General features: G+C 73.4%; 13 protein-coding genes. 5 read left to right on the top strand and 8 right to left on the bottom strand.

The genetic code is table 11. The features are described from left to right. Nucleotides 1-22: 22 nt before the first annotated feature. Nucleotides 23-928, bottom strand: coding sequence for an SDR family oxidoreductase (locus tag AC3EUV_RS22550; RefSeq protein ID WP_432143005.1), 906 nt, complete (start codon nt 926-928; stop codon nt 23-25). 109 nt (nt 929-1,037) lie between these two features. Here AC3EUV_RS22550 and AC3EUV_RS22545 point away from each other — a divergent pair, with 109 nt between their 5' ends. Then, complete coding sequence (locus AC3EUV_RS22545; RefSeq protein WP_435603728.1) at nt 1,038-1,964, top strand: cyclase family protein; 927 nt, start codon at nt 1,038-1,040, stop codon at nt 1,962-1,964. 337 nt (nt 1,965-2,301) lie between these two features. On the opposite strand, the gene AC3EUV_RS22540 is transcribed toward AC3EUV_RS22545, so the two are convergent. From AC3EUV_RS22540 to AC3EUV_RS22530, 3 genes are all read right to left on the bottom strand, one after another. Beyond that, entirely contained in the window at nt 2,302-2,787 is a 486-nt protein-coding gene (locus AC3EUV_RS22540; RefSeq protein ID WP_432143003.1) for an ATP-binding protein, read from the bottom strand. A gap of 473 nt (nt 2,788-3,260) precedes the next feature. Then, nucleotides 3,261-4,259, bottom strand: a complete 999-nt coding sequence (locus tag AC3EUV_RS22535; protein WP_435603727.1) for an acyl-CoA dehydrogenase family protein — start codon at nt 4,257-4,259, stop codon at nt 3,261-3,263. 7 nt (nt 4,260-4,266) lie between these two features. Beyond that, nucleotides 4,267-5,448 carry an acyl-CoA dehydrogenase family protein gene (locus AC3EUV_RS22530; protein ID WP_432143001.1) on the bottom strand — a complete coding sequence of 394 codons (1,182 nt, stop codon included), beginning with the start codon at nt 5,446-5,448 and terminating at the stop codon, nt 4,267-4,269. A gap of 236 nt (nt 5,449-5,684) precedes the next feature. Between AC3EUV_RS22530 and AC3EUV_RS22525 the strand changes: the two genes are divergently transcribed. Further along, nucleotides 5,685-7,196: a class I adenylate-forming enzyme family protein gene (locus AC3EUV_RS22525; RefSeq protein ID WP_435603726.1), complete on the top strand. Its 1,512-nt coding sequence runs from the start codon at nt 5,685-5,687 to the stop codon at nt 7,194-7,196. 22 nt (nt 7,197-7,218) lie between these two features. On the opposite strand, the gene AC3EUV_RS22520 is transcribed toward AC3EUV_RS22525, so the two are convergent. Together AC3EUV_RS22520 and AC3EUV_RS22515 are read right to left on the bottom strand one after the other, a co-directional pair. After that, nucleotides 7,219-9,441, bottom strand: coding sequence for a protein kinase (locus AC3EUV_RS22520; RefSeq protein WP_432142999.1), 2,223 nt, complete (start codon nt 9,439-9,441; stop codon nt 7,219-7,221). Nucleotides 9,442-9,655: 214 nt separating this feature from the next. Further along, entirely contained in the window at nt 9,656-11,788 is a 2,133-nt protein-coding gene (locus AC3EUV_RS22515) for a serine/threonine-protein kinase (RefSeq protein WP_432142998.1), read from the bottom strand. A gap of 189 nt (nt 11,789-11,977) precedes the next feature. On the opposite strand from AC3EUV_RS22515, the gene AC3EUV_RS22510 reads away from it, so the two are divergent. Next, on the top strand, nt 11,978-13,225 hold the full coding sequence (locus tag AC3EUV_RS22510; RefSeq protein ID WP_435603725.1) for a serine hydrolase domain-containing protein: 1,248 nt from the start codon (nt 11,978-11,980) through the stop codon (nt 13,223-13,225). Here AC3EUV_RS22510 and AC3EUV_RS22505 read toward each other — a convergent pair. Beyond that, complete coding sequence (locus AC3EUV_RS22505) at nt 13,222-13,695, bottom strand: MarR family winged helix-turn-helix transcriptional regulator (protein ID WP_432142996.1); 474 nt, start codon at nt 13,693-13,695, stop codon at nt 13,222-13,224. The two genes, AC3EUV_RS22510 and AC3EUV_RS22505, sit on opposite strands and share 4 nt — an antisense overlap. A gap of 194 nt (nt 13,696-13,889) precedes the next feature. On the opposite strand from AC3EUV_RS22505, the gene AC3EUV_RS22500 reads away from it, so the two are divergent. Next, complete coding sequence (locus AC3EUV_RS22500) at nt 13,890-15,056, top strand: cytochrome P450 family protein (RefSeq protein ID WP_435603724.1); 1,167 nt, start codon at nt 13,890-13,892, stop codon at nt 15,054-15,056. A 39-nt stretch (nt 15,057-15,095) separates the two neighbouring features. On the opposite strand, the gene AC3EUV_RS22495 is transcribed toward AC3EUV_RS22500, so the two are convergent. Then, nucleotides 15,096-16,802, bottom strand: a complete 1,707-nt coding sequence (locus AC3EUV_RS22495; protein WP_435603723.1) for a glycerol-3-phosphate dehydrogenase/oxidase — start codon at nt 16,800-16,802, stop codon at nt 15,096-15,098. Between the two features lie 217 nt (nt 16,803-17,019). On the opposite strand from AC3EUV_RS22495, the gene AC3EUV_RS22490 reads away from it, so the two are divergent. Further along, nucleotides 17,020-18,267, top strand: coding sequence for a nucleotide sugar dehydrogenase (locus AC3EUV_RS22490; protein WP_432142993.1), 1,248 nt, complete (start codon nt 17,020-17,022; stop codon nt 18,265-18,267). Nucleotides 18,268-18,357: the final 90 nt, after the last annotated feature.

Below are 18,357 nucleotides of genomic sequence, written 5' to 3'. Positions count from 1 at the left end.
GACAGCCGACAACGTGGGCCCGCTACTGCCGCGCCTTCGCCGCCGCGGAGGCACTCGCCATCTCGGCCACCCGCGCAAGCATCGGCATCGGATCCGCCCCCACGGCCCCCGGCAACACCTCCGCCACCCGCTCCGGCGTCCACCCGCCCCCCTCCGCATACACGGAGCGCAGCTCCACCGGCTGGGCCCACACGGCGATCTTCGGCCCGGCGACCGTATAGACCTGGCCGGTGACCTCCCGGGCCCGCTCGCTGAGCAGATAGACGACCAGTGCCGCCACATCCTCCGGCTCACCGATCTCGGTCAGCTCCATCGGCACCTTTTCCGACATCCGGGTGCGGGCGACGGGCGCCACCGCGTTGGCCGTCACCCCGTATTTGTGCAGCCCGAGCGCGGCGCTCCGCACCAGCGAGATGATCCCGCCCTTCGCGGCGGAGTAGTTGGCCTGGGACACGGATCCCTGGTGGTTGCCGCTGGTGAAGCCGAGCAGGGTCCCGGACTTCTGGCGGCGCATGACCGCGGCCGCCGCCCGGAACACCGTGAAGGTCCCCTTCAGATGAGTGGCGACGACCGGGTCCCACTCCTCCTCGGTCATGTTGAAGAGCATCCGCTCGCGCAGGATCCCGGCCACACACACCACGCCGTCGATCCGTCCGTACTGCGCCAGCGCGGTGTCCACGATCCGCTGGCCGCCGGCCATGGTCGACACATCGTCGGCGACGGCGGTCGCGATCCCGCCGGCCGCCTCGATCTCCTTCACCACGGACTCGGCGATCTCGCTGCTGGGTTCACCGCCGTCGATGGCGACCCCGTAGTCGTTGACGACGACCTTCGCGCCCTGTTCCGCGCAGGCCAGGGCGACCGCCCGGCCGATGCCGCGGCCCGCCCCCGTTACGGCGATCACTTTGCCGGCCAAGAAGTTCCCCATGCCGTGACCCTTCCCGCAGTTTCTGACGGACCGTTAGATTTTTGAGCAGACCCGGTACGAACACAAGACCCCGGGCCGAACCAGGCCCCGGCCGCCCCGAGGAGGCCCCATGCCCTTGCCCCAGGAGTTCCATGACATCGCCAAACGCGTGAACAACTGGGGGCGTTGGGGCGTGGACGACGAGATCGGCACCCTCAACCTGATCACCCATCAGGTCGTCCGGGAGGCCGCCGGCAGCATCCGCAGCGGCCGCCGGATCCCGCTCGCCCTCCCTCTCCAACAGGACGGCGTACAGACCGGCGTGATCCCGGGCCGGGTCAATCCGCTACACACCATGACCGCCATCAACCAGGAGATCTTCGGTCCCGGTACGGTCGCGACCTCCGACGACGCGGTCACCATGGGCCTCCAGGCCGCCACCCACTGGGACGGCCTGGCCCATGTCTCCCACTCCGGACGGCTCTACAACAACCGCCCCGCCGGCTCGGTCACCGCACACGGCGGCGCCACCGCCCTCGGCCTGGAGAAGGCCACCCCGATCGCCTCCCGCGGTGTCCTCCTGGACGTGGCCCGGGTGCACGGCACCGAAGGGCTGCCCGGCGGGCACGCGGTCACTCCGGAGGATCTGGACGCCGCCGAGGAGTTGGCCGGGACGACGGTCCGGGCCGGCGATATCGTCCTCGTCCGGACCGGCCAGCTGCGGCACTATCTCGCCGGTGACCGGCAGGGCTACGCCTTCCCGTCCCCCGGCCTGTCCCTGCGCACCCCGGAGTGGTTCCACGCCCGCGGGGTCGCGGCGGTCGCCAACGACACCCTGACCTTCGAGATCTTCCCGCCGGAGATCGAGAACCTGTGGATGCCGGTGCACGCCCTCCATCTCGTGGAGATGGGCATGCTCCAGGGCCAGAACTGGAATCTGGAGGAGCTGTCGGCGGCCTGTGCGGAGGAGGGCCGCTTCGCCTTCTTCCTGTCCGCGGTGGCCGAACCGTTCGTCGGCGGGGCCGGTGCGCCGGTCGCCCCCGTGGCGATCCTCTGAGGCGGCCGAGCCGAGTCGCCGGCCGCACCGGCCGGCGACTCGACGGCGCCCGGCCGGTCAGGCGGCGGTGCGCTCATGCGCGCCCCGAGCACGGCACCGCGGACCGCCACCCTCCCCCGGCACTCGCCGGGCCCCCGACCGGGCCGCGATCCGCACTCGCCAAGACCCGGACCGAAAATCCCGGTCCGCACGACCTCGGCGTCCCCTCGCGACGCATCGCTTCACCCAAGAGTGATCAAGTGGGCACGCCACGTCAACACCTGGTCTGGACTAAATGCGTGACGACCGGAATGCCGGTTCTGGTGGAGGAGCGCCGGTTGTACGCCGATCGACGCGATTACGCCTGATGCGTCACGGTGCGTGACACCGCACAAGAGGGCTCATACGTCCCGATATCGACTCCGGCCGCCATCAGCAGCGGGCGGCCACGGTCCACCTCGCACCAGATCCGCTTGCCGGCGCCTTCCTGCTGCCAGCCCCAGCGGTCGGCCAGACCGTCGACCAGCTCCAGGCCGCGGCCGTTGGTGTCGTCACCGTCGGCGTGCCGCTGGCGCGGCGGGCGGGCGCTGGCGTCCACCACTTCGACCCGGACCGTGCCCACCACGGCACCCGAGCCGGAGAAACACATCCGCAGCTCAGCCGCCGCGCCGGTGTGCACCACGGCGTTGGTGACGAGCTCGGAGATCAACAGGATCAAGGTCTCCGCGAGTGGCTCATCGATCCCTATGCCGGAACCCACGAGCCGCGACCGGGCCCACCGCCGGGCCCGCCCCACCTCCGCGGGGTCAGGCCGTACGTCCAATTGCACCTGAAGCACCTGCACCGCTCACACCATCCGAACCGGCGGAAACATCGCCTCGCGCCTCCACGAGGTCACGGTGCGTGACCCCGGCGAAGCACAGCATGGTTGACGTTCAGTCACCCCAACAAGCGCTTCGGGCATATTCCAGCGCAAGGGAGTATGCGTCCTGCATACTGTGCGACGCACTTTGCGGGGAGTCGAACAAGGGGGACAACCGGGCCCCTGCCTGAGGCGAGCGGCGCGCAGTCCGTACCCCGGAGCCGCCCTGCCGACGGCGCCGGGTTCGTTGCGCCACAGAACCACTCGCACCCAACGGAGAGTACCCGAGCGGAACGCCGACTCCCCCCTGTGACGAGTCACGCCTAGGACACAACCCGATATCGACACTCCGTGACCGCTTCTGCCTGGTGAGTCCGACATTCCGTACACGGAGTGCCACAGTCTGACATCGGCAGCCACCCCGCACCCCCGTCCCGGCCTTCGCCTCCGCGCCGTCAGGTGATCAGGCCCGCGGCCAGCAGTTCCTCGGCCTCGCCCGCCGTTCCCCAGCGTTCGGCATGCCACCAGGCCCGCTTGAGGTGCAGATGGACATCGGCCTCCCAGGTGAAGCCCATTCCGCCGTGGACCTGCAAACAGTCCCGGGCGTTGCGTACCGCGGCCTCGTCGGCGAGCAGTTTGGCGCCCGTGATGTCGAGAGCACTCTCCGTGACCGACGCCGCATAGACCGCACTCCGGGCGATTTCCGTCCGTACCAGCATCTGCGCGCACAGCTGCTTGACGGCCTGGAACGAGCCGATGGGGACGCCGAACTGCTCGCGCTCGCGGGCGTAGCCGGCCGCCATCTCGACCGTACGGACGGCGCTGCCGAGCTGCTGCGCCGCGGTGAGCAACGCGGCCTCGCGCCGGAGCCGGGGCACCTCCACGGCCACCGGCTCGGCGCCCGGCAGGTCCAGGACGCGGGCGAGCGGAGTGAGGGGATCGACGGAAGCAAACGGGGCGCAGGACACCCGGGCCGGCACACTCCGGTACGCACCGCCCGTGCGCCCCTGTGCGCCCTCCGCCCGGCCGCCACCCTCGCCGCCGGCCCGGCCGTCGACACCCTCCAGCAAGATCAACTCATCGCAGCCGGCCGGGTGTTCCCACAGCAGCGGCTGCCGCGCCCCGTCGCACAGCCCGACGATCCGCTCGCCGGCCGCGACCCCGTCCACCACCCCGGCCAGCAGCTGGCACGCCACCAGCGGTCCGGGCAGCAGCGCCCGCCCGGCCTCCTCCAGGACCAGCACCGCCTCCGGCAGCCCCAGCCCCACCCCGCCGTCCCGCTCCGGCAACCGCAGCGCGAAGAACCCGGCCGCGCCCAGCTCACACCACAGCGCACGGTCCGGTACGGGGTCCTCGACGGCCGCCCGCAGCCGGTCCCGGCCGAACCGCCCGGCCAGCAGCTCCCGGGTGCCGTCCTTCAATGCCCGCTGCTCATCGCTGAGTTGGAAATCCACCGCCCGGTCACCGCCCCTTCGGCAGGCCGAGGATGCGCTCGGCGACGATGTTCTGCTGGATCTGGGAGGTACCGGCCGCGATGGTGTACGAGAGGGACGACAGCCGGTCCGCGACCCATGGGTGGTCCGCGTCCAGCGCACCGGCGCCCAGCACCTCGGCCGCCGCGTCGTACAGCTCCTGGCGGGCGTGCGAATAGCGCAGCTTGAAGACCGAGCCGCCGGTGCCCGGCACCCCGCCGCTCCCCCGCCGCCCCCCGCGCGCGGCGCCCCGCATCGCCTCGCTCACATTCCACTGGGTCAGCCGCCACAGCGCCGTGAACTCCGCGTTCAGCCGGCCCAGTCTGCGGCGCAGCACGGGATCGTCCCAGCGGCCGTTGGCGCGGGCGGCCCCGGCCAGCTCGCCGAGCACCCGGCGGCAGGCGACCACTTCGCCGACGAAGGCGGTGCCGCGCTCGAAGGACAGCGTCACCATCGTCACCCGCCAGCCGTCGTTCTCCGCGCCGACCCGGTGGGCTGCCGGGACCCGCACCTCGTCGAGGAACACCTCGGCGAACTCCGCCGAACCGGCGAGGGTGCGCAGCGGCCGGACGGTCACCCCCGGCGCGTCCATCGGCAGCGCCAGCCAGCTGATGCCGCGGTGCCGGGGCGCGTCCGGGTCGGTGCGGACGAGGAGTTCGCACCAGTCGGCGACCTCGGCGTGCGAGGTCCAGATCTTGGCGCCGGTGATGACGTAGTCGTCCCCGTCGCGGACGGCCCGGGTGCGCAGCGCGGCGAGGTCGGAGCCGGCGTCCGGTTCGCTGAAGCCCTGGCACCAGATCTCCTCGCCGCGCAGGATCGGCGGCAGCCAGCGGGCACGCTGCTCGGCGGTGCCCTCGGCGGCGAGGGTGGGCCCGGCGTGCAGCAGGCCGACGAAGTTGGCGCCGACATAGGGAGCGCCGGCGCGCTCGGTCTCCTCCAGGAAGATCAGGTGCTGGGCGGGGGTGGCGCCCTGCCCGCCGGCGTCCCGCGGCCAGTGCAGGCCCGCGTATCCGGCGTCGTGGAGCATCCGCTGCCAGGCGGTGTCGTACGCCCGGCGGCCGGGCCAGTCGGTCGCGGCGGGCGGTGCGGGCAGCTTCGGCAGCACCTCGCCGAGCCACCGGCGCAGCCGGGCCCGGAAGTCTTCCTCCTCCGGTGTGCAGCTGAGGTCCATGGCGCGGTTACTCGCCGAGGTCCGGGCCGGGCCCGCGGACCGCGGTGCCGCACAGCGGCGGGTGGCCCGCCGCGTCGTCGACGCCCTCCACCGGATTCGTCATCGTCCGCCCCTCGTCCGAATCTGATGCATCGTCAGAAATAGGCTAGCCCCGGCCCTCTGGACCGACAAGACGCCGGCCTCTAATCTCGGCAGGCGATCTGACGTAGCGTCAGCGAATGGCGACGGGAGGGCGGATGACCGGCACCACCCTCTGGGACCTGGTGGCCTGGCGTGCCGCCCGTAGCCCCGGCGCCCCGGCCCTCATCCAGGGCGCCGGGTCCGCCCGGCAGGAACGGCGGATCAGCTTCGGCGCCCTGCACCGGCGCGCGGAACGGGTCGCGGCCGGTCTGTACGAGAAGGGCGTACGGCCCGGCAGCCGGGTCGTCTGGCAGTTGCCGACCCGGATCGAGACCGTGCTGTTCAGCCTCGCGCTGGCCCGGATCGGCGCCGTCCAGAGCCCGCTGCTGCCGCTCTACGGCGCGCACGAGACCGGTCAGGTGCTGCGCCGCACCGGCGCGGCCTTCTTCGCCGTCCCCGGTGTCCGGCACGGCTTCGACCACCGCGCGACGGCGGACGCCGGCCTGCCCCGTCCGCCCACCGTCATCGAGGCGTACGACACCCTGCCCGACGCCGACCCGGCCGTCCTGCCCCCGCCACCGGCCGACGACGACACGGTCCGCTGGATCTACTGGACCTCCGGCAGCACCGCGGCCCCCAAGGGCGTGCTGCACACGGACCGCAGTCTGCGCACGGCCGGGCACCGGCTGGGCGCGGCCCTGCGCCTGGCCCCGTCGGACATCGGCTCGATGGCCTTCCCGTACGCCCATGTCGCCGGGCCCGACTACACCGTCATGCTGCTGGAACACGGCATCCCCGCCGTCCTCCTGGAACACTTCGCGCTGCCCGGCGCGCTCGCCGCCTACCGCCGGCACCGCGTCACCCTGGCCGGCGGCTCCACCGCCTTCTACGCCCTCTTCCTCGCCGAGGCGCGCAAGCTGCCGCCCGGCCGCCGGCTGCTGCCGTCGCTGCGGCTGCTGGCCGGCGGCGGCGCGCCCAAGCCCCCCGCGCTCTACCACGAGGTCGTCGCCGCACTCGGCTGCCAACTCACCCACGGCTACGCCCTGACGGAGGCCCCCATGGTCACCATGGGCGACCCGTACGACAGCCCCGCGCACCTGGCCCACACCGACGGCCGGCCGCCCCCGGGCATGGAGATCCGTATCGCCCCCGGAAGCGGCGAGATCACCTTGCGCGGCCCGGCCGTCTGCCGCGGCTACCTCGACGAGCCCGCCCCCTTCGACGCCGACGGGTTCCTGCGCACCGGGGACCTCGGCCACCTCACCCCGACCGGGCACCTCGTCGTCACCGGCCGCCTCAAGGACATCATCATCCGCAAGGGCGAGAACATCTCCGCCCAGGAGATCGAGGAACTCCTCTACCGTCACCCGGACATCGCCGACGCCGCCGTCATCGGCCTGCCGGACCCCGAGCGCGGCGAACGCGTCTGCGCGGTCATCGAACAGCCCCCGGACGCTGGGGAGTTGACCCTCGCCGCCGTCTCGGCGCACCTCCAGGCCCAGGGCCTGGCCCGGTACAAACTCCCCGAACAGCTGGAGCTGCTGCCCGCCCTGCCCCGCGGCGCCACGCTGCGCAAGGTCCTCAAACAGGAGCTGCGGGAGCGGTTCGGGGGCGGCCGGCCGGAGTGAGGCCGCGGCCCCCCGGAACGCCTCAGCCCGGCCGGTAGGCGCTCGTCGCCTGGGTGTAGAGCTGGTCGATCTCGTGCCGGCCACGGTCCGGGCCGATGACCAGGACCAGGTGGTAGCGGCCCTTGTGGATCATCGCGAGGTTCCGTACGTACACCTCGCGCCCGCTGCCGTCGCGCCAGGAGAAGGTGCCCTCGGCCATCGCCGTCTTCCCGACGTCGATCCGCTGGAGGCCGGAGGCCGACGCCCATCCGGAGGAGCGGTACGGGGCCAGCTCGGCTTCCTTGTTCTGGAGGTATGCCATCGGGTCGGTGCCGAAGCGCGCCGTGGTGTCGCGGCCGGGCACCACCACCAGCTCGTAGTCCCCGCCGACGTACCGCACCTGGCCCCGGTCGTTGGCGCCGCGCCGCTGCCAGCCCTCGCGGACCGCGACCTGGAAGCCCTCCGGGTCGTTGCGTACCTCGAAGCCCTTGGCGACCTCGGCGGGCGCGGTGGTCTGCGGTGCGCCGGTGCCGGCCGAGGCGCGGTCGCCCTCCTGGTCCCCGGACGGTGCCGGGTCGGCGGGCGCCGCACCCGAGCTGCCCGTACGGTCCGCCCCGCGCTCGCCCGCCTTGGAGTCCGGGCCGGACTTCGGCAGGAACGCCATCGCATAGACCACCGCGCCGACGAGCAGCAGCAGGATCGCGGTCAGCAGCAGCCGGCCGAGGTGGCGCGGCCCGCGCGGCGGGCGGGGTGCGGCTTCCGGGCCGGACCCCTCCGGCATCAGCTGGTCGTACGGGTCCCGGTCCGCGGGCCCGCTGCGGCCGGGCGGCGGGGCCGGCTTGCCGGGCCGGGCCGGCCGGGACTGCCGGAGCGGCTTCGGCTGCTTCGGGGGGCGCGGCAGGCGGGTGGTGGAGACGAGCGGGGTGGGCTGCTCCGGGGCCGGCGTCCGCGGAACGGGCGGTGCGGCCGCGGCGGCCCCCACGGCGGCCGGGGCCGGCTGCGGCCGGGTGCGGCGGGCCGTCCGGGTCTTCTTGTGCCGGCCCTTCCGTACGAGTTCGCCGCGGCGCCGCACGATCGGCAGCCGCCGCGGATCGGCCCCCTCCGCCGGCATCGTCACCAGCCGGCTGCCGACCGCCGGCTCCGGCGCCGTACGGATCAAGGAGCGCAGCCAGCCGCTCAGCTCCTCGGCATCCGGGCGGTCGGCCGGGTCCGGACGCAGCAGCGACTCGACGACCGGCCGCAGCGCCCCGCACTCCTCGGCGTCCGCGGGCGGCTGCGAACAGACCAGCTGCGCCAGCTCCACGGCGTTGTCCTCGGGGAACGGCGCCTGCCCCTGCACGCTCCGGTAGAGCAGCGCGCCGACCGCCCACAGATCGGTGGCCGGGCCGACCGGCGGCGCCAACTGCCAGTTCTCGTGCACCGGTCCGGCCTGCTCCGGCGCCCAGCGCTCGGTGAACGGGCCGACGACGGTCAGCCGCGCCTGCCGGGCCCGTTCGGCGGCGAGCCCGGCGGTGGGCCGGCCGTACGCGGGGCCGGTGGTGTCGTCGTCCGGCGCCGGCTTGGTCAGCGAGGTCTTGCTGGTCAGCGAGGTCCTGGCGGCCGGGGCATCCGGCGCGGAGGCGTCCGGCGGGTCCCCGGCGGCGGGCGGCTCGGTCCCGCACAGCGCTTCCTGGGCCGCGCCCGCCGCCAGACCGGTCAGGATGGCCCGGCCGTCGTCGCAGACCAGGACCGTACGGGCGGTGATGTTGCGGTGCAGCAGGCCCTCCGCGTGCAGCACCCGCAGCACGGTGAGCAGATCCGCGGCGATCTCCGCGGCGCGGTGCGGGGACAGCGTCCGCTCGGCCAGCAGCGCGGACAGCGGGCGCGCGGACAGGAGTTCGGCGACGATCCACAGGCTGCCGTCCTGCGCGAAGACATCGAAGACCTGCTCCAGCCGGGGGTGATCGGCGAGCTGGGCCGCGGTCGTGGCGGCCTCCAGCGCGCGCCGTACCGCGGGGTCCCGGGGGCTGCGGTCAGCCACCCCCGCTCCGCCGGTCAGCCGGGCGGGACCGTGGCGGCCGCCGCCGGTCCCCCGCTCGGCGGGCCCGGCCGGTTCCGCCCCCACCACCTCCGCGTCGACCACCTCGGGCAGCGGCACCTGGCGGACCAGGACCTCCTGTCCGCTGAACGTGTCGAACGCCCGGGACTCGGTGAAGTCGTCATCGCCGAGGGGCCGCAACGGCAGGCGGTAACGCTCGGCGAGCACCCTTCCCGCGTACTCGTCCACGACGCCTCCCCGCAGCGCGCGCTGTGTCTACCGTCGCGCCGGAACGCCCTCGGCGCTGACGCCTCCGGTCACTTCCGGTCGTATTCCCGCCGATTGCGGATGCGTACGGTCTTCGCGGTCTCACGATACGTGCCACAACCGCGGCTTGCGGGCCGGTCTGCGCAACGACGCGCGCTCTGTCCCCGCATCGCCCGGCCCGCACCCCGGCCCGCGCTCAGTCCTTGATCGCGAAGGTCTTGAACGCGGTCGAGACCACGTCCTGGCACTCCTTGTCCTGCCAGGTGCCCTTCTTGCAAGTGATCATGATGGCGTAGCCGTGCTGGTCGTCGGCCCGGAAGCCACGGTCCAGGACCCGCACCTCCTGGCCGCTCTGACGCCGTGTGAAGGACCAGTCGGCGACGGTCGGGTAGCCCCGCCACTTCACCGTCTTGATGCTGATGCGGTGGTAGTCCTCGACGGAGCCGCGCACGGCCGGCTCCAGGCTGCGCCAGGAAGCCGCCGCGTCGTTGCCGGGCTCGGCGTTGTAGTCCACCTGGACGCGGGGGAAGCCGCCCGAGGCGCTGTAGATGACGCCGGAGCCGGCCCCCGCGGTGCCCGTCTGGTGGAAGCCCTTGGGCATCGCCATACCGAAGTGGAACCTGCCGTTGGACATCCGGGCGAAGCCCTCGGGCAGCGCCTTGCCGCCCTTGCCGCCCTTGCCGTCCGCGCCGCCGGTGCCGTCCTTGTCCTCGGCCGGGCTGACCCCGCCGGGCAGCTGCGGTTCCGGCGAGGCGGGCCCGCCCTGCTCCGCGTCCTCGCCCGCGCCGGCCGATTCCGTGGAGGGCTTCGCCTTCGCCGCGGACGACGACGCGTCCCGCTTGCCGGCCGGCTTGCCGCCGTTCTTCGCGGCGTCGCCACCGCTCAGCGCGACGGCCAGGACCGTGCCCAACACCGCCAGGACGACGACCACGGCCACGATGACCAGGGTGCGGCGCGGGACAACATCGGTCACCGAAGCGCGGGTCGCCGGACGGTTCCCGTCAGCGGGTCTGGAGTCCGCACGGGCTCTCGCCGCGGCGGCCGCCGCCTGGACCGTCCGCAGCGCACCGCGCAGCCGCTCCTTGGCGGCCTCGGTGTCGAAGCCGGGGCGGGTGAGCGTGGGACGGGACGCGCCGGAGTCGGCACGGTCCGCGCCGGCCTGCTCCCCGGCGGCCGGGGCGGCCTTCTGCTGCGGGCGCTCGGTGCGCTCCGGGGTGCTCGTCGCGGCGGCCTTGGCACTGCCGGCCTTGGCGGCACCGGCCTTGCTCTTCTCCGCCGTGGCACCGGCGGACGCCGTCCCGCTCCCGGCCGCCGGCTCCGCCACCGGGGCGGCGGCCGGCTTCGGCTTCGGCTTGCGCGGCACCCGCGACTTCGCGGCGGGCTTCGGCTTCGGCGCACCCTCGGACTTCGCCGTGGCCCGCTCCTTGGGCACCGTCGGCAGCACCATCGCCCGGGTCTCGTCCAGCGGGGGCTCCGGCTTCCGCGCCTCGGGGGCGTGCACCACATCCAGCAGCAGTGCCCGCGCCCCGGCGTCGTCCAGCCGGCCCGCCGGGTCCTTCACCAGCAGGCCGTAGATGACCTCTTCCAGCCCGCCGGCGCTCTTCGGCGGCTCGACCGGCTCGGTCATCACGGCCGTCAGCGTGGCGATCGCCGAGCCCTTGTCGTACGGCGGCACGCCCTCGACACAGGCGTACAGCAGCCCGCCCAGCGACCACAGGTCGGCCGGCGGGCCCGGCTTCTGGCCGCGGGCGCGCTCCGGGGAGATGTAGGAGGGGGCACCGACGAGCATCCCGGTCGAGGTCACGGAGGGGTCGCCCTCGACCTGGGCGATACCGAAGTCGGTGAGCACGACCCGGCCGTCGTCGGACATCAGGACGTTGGACGGCTTCACATCGCGGTGCAGGATGCCCGCGGCGTGAGCGGCGCGCAGCACATCGAGCACCGCCAGGCCGACCTCGGCGGAACGGCGCGGGGTGAGCGGGCCGTCGTCACGGATGACCTCGGCGAGCGAGCGTCCCTCGACCAGCTCCATCACGATCCACGGGCGGTCGTCCTCGTCGACCACGTCATAGACCGTCACAGCGCCGTTGTTCCGGATCCGGGCGATCGCCTTGGCCTCGCGCAGCGTACGGGTGATCAGACGACGCTTCTCGTCCTCCTCGACCCCGCCCGGGAAGCGCAGTTCCTTGACCGCGACCGTACGGCCCAGGACCTCGTCACGTGCCCGCCAGACCGTGCCCATGCCGCCCCGGCCGAGAACATCGGCGAGCCGGTACCGCCCGGCGAGCAGCCTGCCCCCCTTGCCGTCCATCTCGACCTCGTCGCCCACTGCATCCCCTCTGCAATCCAGCCGAGTTGGCAGCTTCGACATCCCATCGATCACCAAACTGGCCCAACTCGGACAACCCACCCTGGCAGAGCCTTCATTCTCCCTCATCCGCGCCCGTGCGGAAGGCCCGGGTGGGTGCCGAACAACACCCCGCACCCGTCATGATGGCCCCGACGAACGGGAGTCCCGATGACGAAGCGCCCGCGCCGCCCGGCCGCGGCCCGCGCCCACCGCCCGGCGTCGCCCCCGGCGGACCACCGTCCCGCCGTGCTCCGTACGGGCGCCCTGGCGGTCCTGGCCACGCTGCTCCTGACGGCCTCCACCGGCCAACCCCGCCCCGCCGCCGCGGCCCTGGGGCCCGCGCGGCCGCCCGCGAGGACGGCGCCGGCGCTGCACCGTCTGGTCGGCGACGGGATCCCGGGCGCGGCCGCCCTCAGCACCCGCGACGGGTACCGGGCCGCGCGTTTCTCCACGGCCGGTGTGGCGGATCTGCGCAATGGCCGCACCATGCGGCCCCAGGACCACTTCCGGGCCGGCAGCCTCACCAAGCCCCTGGTCGCCACGGTCGTCCTCCAACTGGCCGCCGAACACCGGCTCACCCTCCATGACAGCGCCGCCGCCCACCTCCCGCCGGGCCTGCCGGTCACCGGCCCCGGCAACGGCAGCGACCTCCGCCGGGTGACGATCCGCCAGCTGCTGGACCATACGAGCGGTTTGTTCAACTACACCGACGATCCCCGGCTGGCGAAAAAGCTCTTCGGTACGGGCTTCGGCGCCCACCGCTACGACCGCCACACCCCCGCCGAGCTGCTGCGCACCGCCCTGCGCCATCCGCCGGCGGCCGCCCCGGGCGCCCGGTACTCCTACTCCAACACCAACTACCTCGTGCTGGGCCTGGTCATCCGGGCCGTCACCGGACACCCGTACGCCGCCGAGATCCGCCGCCGCCTCCTCGTCCCCGCCGGGCTCGGCCACACCTCGTTCCCCGGCACCGTCCCGGCGCTGCCGAGGCCGCACGGCCGGGCGTACGCCCACATCGGCGACCGGCGGGTGGACGCCACCTCGCTGGACCCCAGCTGGGCGGGCGCGGCCGGCGAGATGGTCACGACCCTCGGCGACCTCAACCGCTTCTTCTCCGCGCTCCTCGGCGGCCGGCTCCTGGCGCCCCGCCAGATGGCGCAGATACGCGACGAGAAGCACACCGGCGGCACCTACGGCCTCGGCCTCTACGCGACCGAACTGCCCTGCGGCGTCACGGTCTGGGGCCACAACGGCGAGATCAACGGCTCGCACGCCCGCACCGCCGCCACCGCCGACGGCCGCCACGTCCTCAGCTACCGCGTCAACACCGACACCCACTCCGCCGCGGTCCCCGACACGGCGGTCCTGACGGCGGAGTTCTGCGCCCGGCGCGACGGCCGCGCCGGACAGCCCTAGGAGCCGGGCCCTTCCTCCATGGCGGCGCTCAGCTCGGACAGCAGGGTCTCGAACCGCTCCAGCAGTTCGGCCGGGTAGCGGGACAGCACGGCGTCCTGGCGCCCGTTGACGGGGCCGAAGAACTCGTCCCCGAGCTCCCTGACCCGGGGACTGCTGTGCAGGGTGACGATCCGCCGGTCCGCGTGTCCGCGGGTGCGGGTGACGTAGCCGGCCTCTTCGAGGCGGTTCAGCAGCGCGGTCATGGCTCCCGAGGACAGCGGGATACGCCTGCCGAGCGAGGCCGGGGAGAGGGGCTCGCCGCGCTCCTCGGCCGAGGCGATCTCCAGCAGGGCGAACGCGTCGGTGGAGTGCACGCCGAGCCGGGCCGCGAAGCGGCGGCCCAGCTCGGTGAAGCTCGCGCCGTAGGTCCTGAGTCCTTCCGCCAGCCGCTCCCGCTGCGCCCCGACTCCACCGGACACCGGTTCCTCCACGAGGCTCCTCCGCCTTCCCCGCGCCCCGGCACCGCGCCGCGGCGGCACCTGTTGACAACCCGCCGCGGCTCACCTTAGCTTCCTGCTGGAATTACTTCACCATGAAGATTCTTTACCAGTAAGTCACTTCAGGGCGGAGCTGTGCCCTGCTGAAGTGCCCTACCCCTGCCCCCCCATGACCTGATGGAGACCTGATGCGGCACGCCCCCCACCTCGACGGCATCGACCCGTTCGCCGCGACCGTCCGCCGCCTCACCGATCCCGATCCGGTCCGCGCCGCCCTGCGGGCCGCCGGCCCCCTCGTGCAGGTGGACGCCCCGGCCGGGGGACGGGCCTGGATCGTGACCGAGGACGCCCTGGCACGCGAGGTACTCATCCACCCCCGGATCGCCAAGGACCCCGCCTTCGCGCCGCCCGGCTGGGACCGCCACACCGCGGGCCTGGAGCAGACCGCCGCCGAACAGCCCTCCCTCACCACCCTCGACGGCCCCGGACACACCGCCCTGCGACGGGCGCACGCACCGCTCCTCAACGCCCGGCGGATCCGCGCACAGTCCGGCCGGATCCACACGATCGCCCGCCGGCTGCTCACCGCACTCGGCGCCGGCCGCACCACGGCCGACCTGATGGCCGGTTTCACCACCCGCTATCCGCTCACCGTCCTGCTCGACCTGCTCGGCATCCCCCTCGACCGCGTCGACCGGGCCGCCGAGGGCTGCCGGCAGATGTTCGGCACCGAGCCCGGCGCACAGGGCAGGGCCATCGCCGCGCTCGCCGAACTCGCCGCGGCCGGGCTCGACCAGGACGGCCGGGGGCTCGCCGCGGAGCTGCGGGACCGGGTCCCCGCGCACACCACCCGCAGCCAACTCCAGTACCACCTGTTCGGCTTGATATTCGCCGGACAGCTCACCACCGACGCGGCCCTCGGCGTCCTGATCGCCCGCGTACTCGCCACCGGCCTGCACCGGGCCCCCGCGGACCGGGCGGACCTCGACGCACTGATCCGCGACACCCTGCGGCAGCACCCGCCCGCCCCGTTCACCCTCTGGCGGTTCACCACCACCGAGACCGAACTCGCCGGGATGCGGCTGCCCGCCCGTGCCCCGGTGCTCGTCGACATCCAGGGCATCAGCACCGACCCCGCCCGCTCCCCCGGGCCGGACCTGGTCTTCGGCGCCGGCCCGCACTTCTGCGTCGGCGCCCAGCTCGCCCACCTCGAACTGCGCGCGGTGGCCTCGGTGCTGCGCACCGACTTCCCCGACGCGCGCCTCACCGTCCCCTTCACCGAGCTCCGGCTGGCCGGCATCGGCGGCCTCCAGGGAAGCCGGCTGACCGCCCTCCCCGTCGCCCTGCACGGCTGACGGCTTCCCTCTCCGGTCCGCGGTGCGACGGCCGCGCCTCTAGAGCGGCACGATGTCCGGCGCCCCCAACCGCGCCGCATCCGCCGTCAGATCGTCCGGCTGCCGCTGCGATTCGCGCTCCGCCTCGACCCGCTTCTGGTAGTGCGCGATCTCCTTCTCGACCTGGTCGTCGTCCCAGCCCAGCGCGGGCGCGATCAGCCCGGCGACCTCGCGGGCGCTGCGGGTGCCCCGGTCGAAGGTCTCGATGGAGATACGGGTGCGCCGGGTCAGTACGTCGTCGAGATGGCGGGCGCCCTCGTGGGTGCAGGCGTAGACCGCCTCGGCCCGCAGATAGTCGTCCGCGTGCGCCAGCGGTTCGCCCAGCGCCGGATCGGCCACCACCAGCTCCAGCAGCTCCTCGGTCAGCGAGCCGTAGCGGTTCAGCAGATGCTCGATACGGGCGACATGCAGTCCGGTGCGCGCCGCGATCCGGGCCCGCGCGTTCCACAGCGCCCGGTACCCCTCGGCGCCGACCAGCGGCACGTCCTCGGTCACACAGTCCGCCACCCGCTGGTCCAGGCCGTGCACCGCCTCGTCCACCGCGTCCTTCGCCATCACCCGGTACGTCGTGTACTTGCCGCCCGCCACCACGACCAGCCCCGGCACCGGATGCGCGACGGTGTGCTCCCGCGACAGCTTGCTGGTGGCGTCCGACTCCCCGGCCAGCAGCGGCCGCAGCCCGGCGTACACCCCCTCCACGTCGTCCCGGGTCAGCGGTGTCGCGAGGACCTCGTTCACATGCTCCAGCAGATAGTCGATATCCGCGCTGGAGGCCGCCGGATGCGCCTTGTCCAGATCCCAGCCGGTGTCCGTCGTCCCCACGATCCAGTGCCGCCCCCAGGGGATGACGAACAGGACGCTCTTCTCCGTCCGCAGGATCAGTCCCGTCGTGGAGTGGATCCGGTCCTTGGGCACCACCAGGTGGATCCCCTTCGACGCCCGGACATGGAACTGTCCGCGCTCCCCGATCAGCGCCTGGGTGTCATCCGTCCACACCCCGGTGGCATTGACGATCTGCTGCGCCCGGATCTCGTAGTCGCCGCCCCCCTCGACGTCCTCGACCCGTACGCCGACCACCCGCTCGCCCTCGCGCAGAAAGCCCACCACCCGCGCCCGGTTGGCGACCTGCGCCCCGTAGGCGGCCGCGGTGCGCACCATCGTCGCGACATAGCGCGCGTCATCCATCTGTGCGTCGTAGTACTGCAACGCCCCGACCAGCGCGTCCCGCTTCAGACAGGGCGCCACCCGCAGCGCCCGCTTCTGCGACAGATGCCGGTGCACGGGCAGTCCGCGGCCGTGCCCCGACGAGACCGACATCGCGTCGTACAGCGCCACACCGGAGCCCGCGTACCAGCGCTCCCAGCCCTTGTGCTGAAGGGGATACAGAAACGGGACCGGCTTGACCAGATGCGGCGCCAGCCGCTCCAGCAGCAGCCCCCGCTCCTTCAACGCCTCTCTGACCAGCGCGAAGTCCAGCATTTCCAGATACCGCAGACCGCCGTGGATGAGCTTGCTCGACCGGCTGGACGTGCCCGAGGCCCAGTCCCGCGCCTCGACCAGTCCGGTGGACAGACCGCGGGTCGCCGCGTCCAGCGCCGTCCCCGCGCCGACGACTCCGCCGCCGACCACGAGAATGTCCAGCTCCCGCTCCGCCATTCGGGCGAGCGCCTCGGCCCGCTGCGCCGGTCCCAGTATCGCTGTCTTCACCGCTGCCTCCCGCTGTGATCGGGGCCACACCCCCCGTCCGTCGATTCTGTCCACGCCGCGTGCCGGTATCCACCCTTCACTCCGGGCGGCAACACCCCGCCGCCTTGATCCACCAATCCCTATTCTGGGTCAAATATCCGCTTAGTGTATTTATGCGCCCTCCGCACACGTCATGCCCACACGCCATTCGCAGTCGCTCGGGAAGGACGGCCGCAGCATGCCCGCAGACCTCGCCGTCATCGGACTCGGTCACCTCGGCCTCCCACTCGCCCAGGCCGCCACCGCCGCCGGCATCGGCACCATCGGCTACGACCCCGATCCGCCCACCGCCGCACTCTCCGGCGCCGACGGGCCGCTGTCCGCCGCCGAACTCCGCCGGCTGCTCTCCGCCGGCTTCCGCACCACCACCGACCCCACCGCCCTCGGCCGGGTCCGCACCGCCGTCCTCTGCCCGCCCACGCCGCTCGGCGAGGACCGCGCCCTGGACCTCACCGCCCTGGCCGACGCCGCCCGCACGTTGGCGGCACAGCTGCGCCCGCACACCACGGTGATCCTCGAATCCACCGCCTACCCGGGCACCACCGAGGAATTCCTGCGCCCCCTCCTGGAGGAGGGCTCGGGCCTCACCGCCGGACGGGACTTCCACCTCGCCTGCTCCCCCGGCCGCCACGACCCCGGCAACCGCACCCACCGCTACGCCAACACCCCGAAGGTCATCGGCGGCCTCACCCCCGCCTGCACCGAAGCGGCCGCCGCCTTCTACGGCCGCCTCACCGACAAGGTCGTCCGCGCCCGCGGCCCCCGCGAGGCCGAGACCGCCAAGCTCCTGGAAACCAACTACCGCCACATCAACATCGCCCTGATGAACGAGATGGCGGTCTTCTGCCATGAGGTCGGCGTCGACCTGTGGGACGTCATCCGCTGCGCCGAGACCAAACCGTTCGGCTTCCAGGCGTTCCGCCCCGGCCCCGGCGTGGGCGGCCACGCCGCGCCCATCGACCCCAACTACCTCGCGTACAAGGGCCGTGCCCCGGGCCACCCGCTCCGCATGGTGGAACTGGCCCAGGAGGTCAACGGCCGGATGCCGCGCTATGTCATCCAGCGCTGCGCCACCCTCCTCAACGAGCACGGCAAATCCGCCCGCGGCGCGCGGATCCTGCTGCTCGGCGTCACCTACAAGCCGGACATCGGCGACCAGGCGGGCTCACCGTCCCGCGAGATCGCCGCCCGCCTGATGGAACTGGGGGCGCACCTCACGTACCACGACCCGTACGTCCCCCAGTGGAACGTGCTGGACCGCCCGGTGCCCCGGGCCGACTCGCTCTACGAGGCCGCGGCCGCCGCGGATCTGACGGTCCTGCTCCAGGCCCACCGCACGTATGACCTCCAGGGGCTCGCCGTAAAAGCGCAGCTGCTGCTGGACACCAGGGGTGCCACTCCGACGGGTGCCGCGCATCGTTTGTAGCCGCACGTTGTCGTCTGCGGCGCCGTGTCGCCTCCCGGCGGGGGTGGGGGTGTTTGGGCGGGGGCCGCGGTTGTGGGTGGTGGGTGCCGG

Source organism: Streptomyces sp. bgisy130 (assembly GCF_057708345.1).
Note: the sequence above shows the minus strand (reverse complement) of the source record. Positions and strands in the feature narration are given on the sequence as shown.

What these genes read in the sequence shown, in the direction of transcription:
- AC3EUV_RS22550 (WP_432143005.1), bottom strand. Translation starts at nt 928, where the DNA reads ATGGGGAACTTCTTGGCCGGCAAAGTGATCGCCGTAACGGGGGCGGGC.
- AC3EUV_RS22545 (WP_435603728.1), top strand. Translation starts at nt 1,038, where the DNA reads ATGCCCTTGCCCCAGGAGTTCCATGACATCGCCAAACGCGTGAACAAC.
- AC3EUV_RS22530 (WP_432143001.1), bottom strand. Translation starts at nt 5,448, where the DNA reads ATGGACCTCAGCTGCACACCGGAGGAGGAAGACTTCCGGGCCCGGCTG.
- AC3EUV_RS22525 (WP_435603726.1), top strand. Translation starts at nt 5,685, where the DNA reads ATGACCGGCACCACCCTCTGGGACCTGGTGGCCTGGCGTGCCGCCCGT.
- AC3EUV_RS22510 (WP_435603725.1), top strand. Translation starts at nt 11,978, where the DNA reads ATGACGAAGCGCCCGCGCCGCCCGGCCGCGGCCCGCGCCCACCGCCCG.
- AC3EUV_RS22500 (WP_435603724.1), top strand. Translation starts at nt 13,890, where the DNA reads ATGCGGCACGCCCCCCACCTCGACGGCATCGACCCGTTCGCCGCGACC.
- AC3EUV_RS22490 (WP_432142993.1), top strand. Translation starts at nt 17,020, where the DNA reads ATGCCCGCAGACCTCGCCGTCATCGGACTCGGTCACCTCGGCCTCCCA.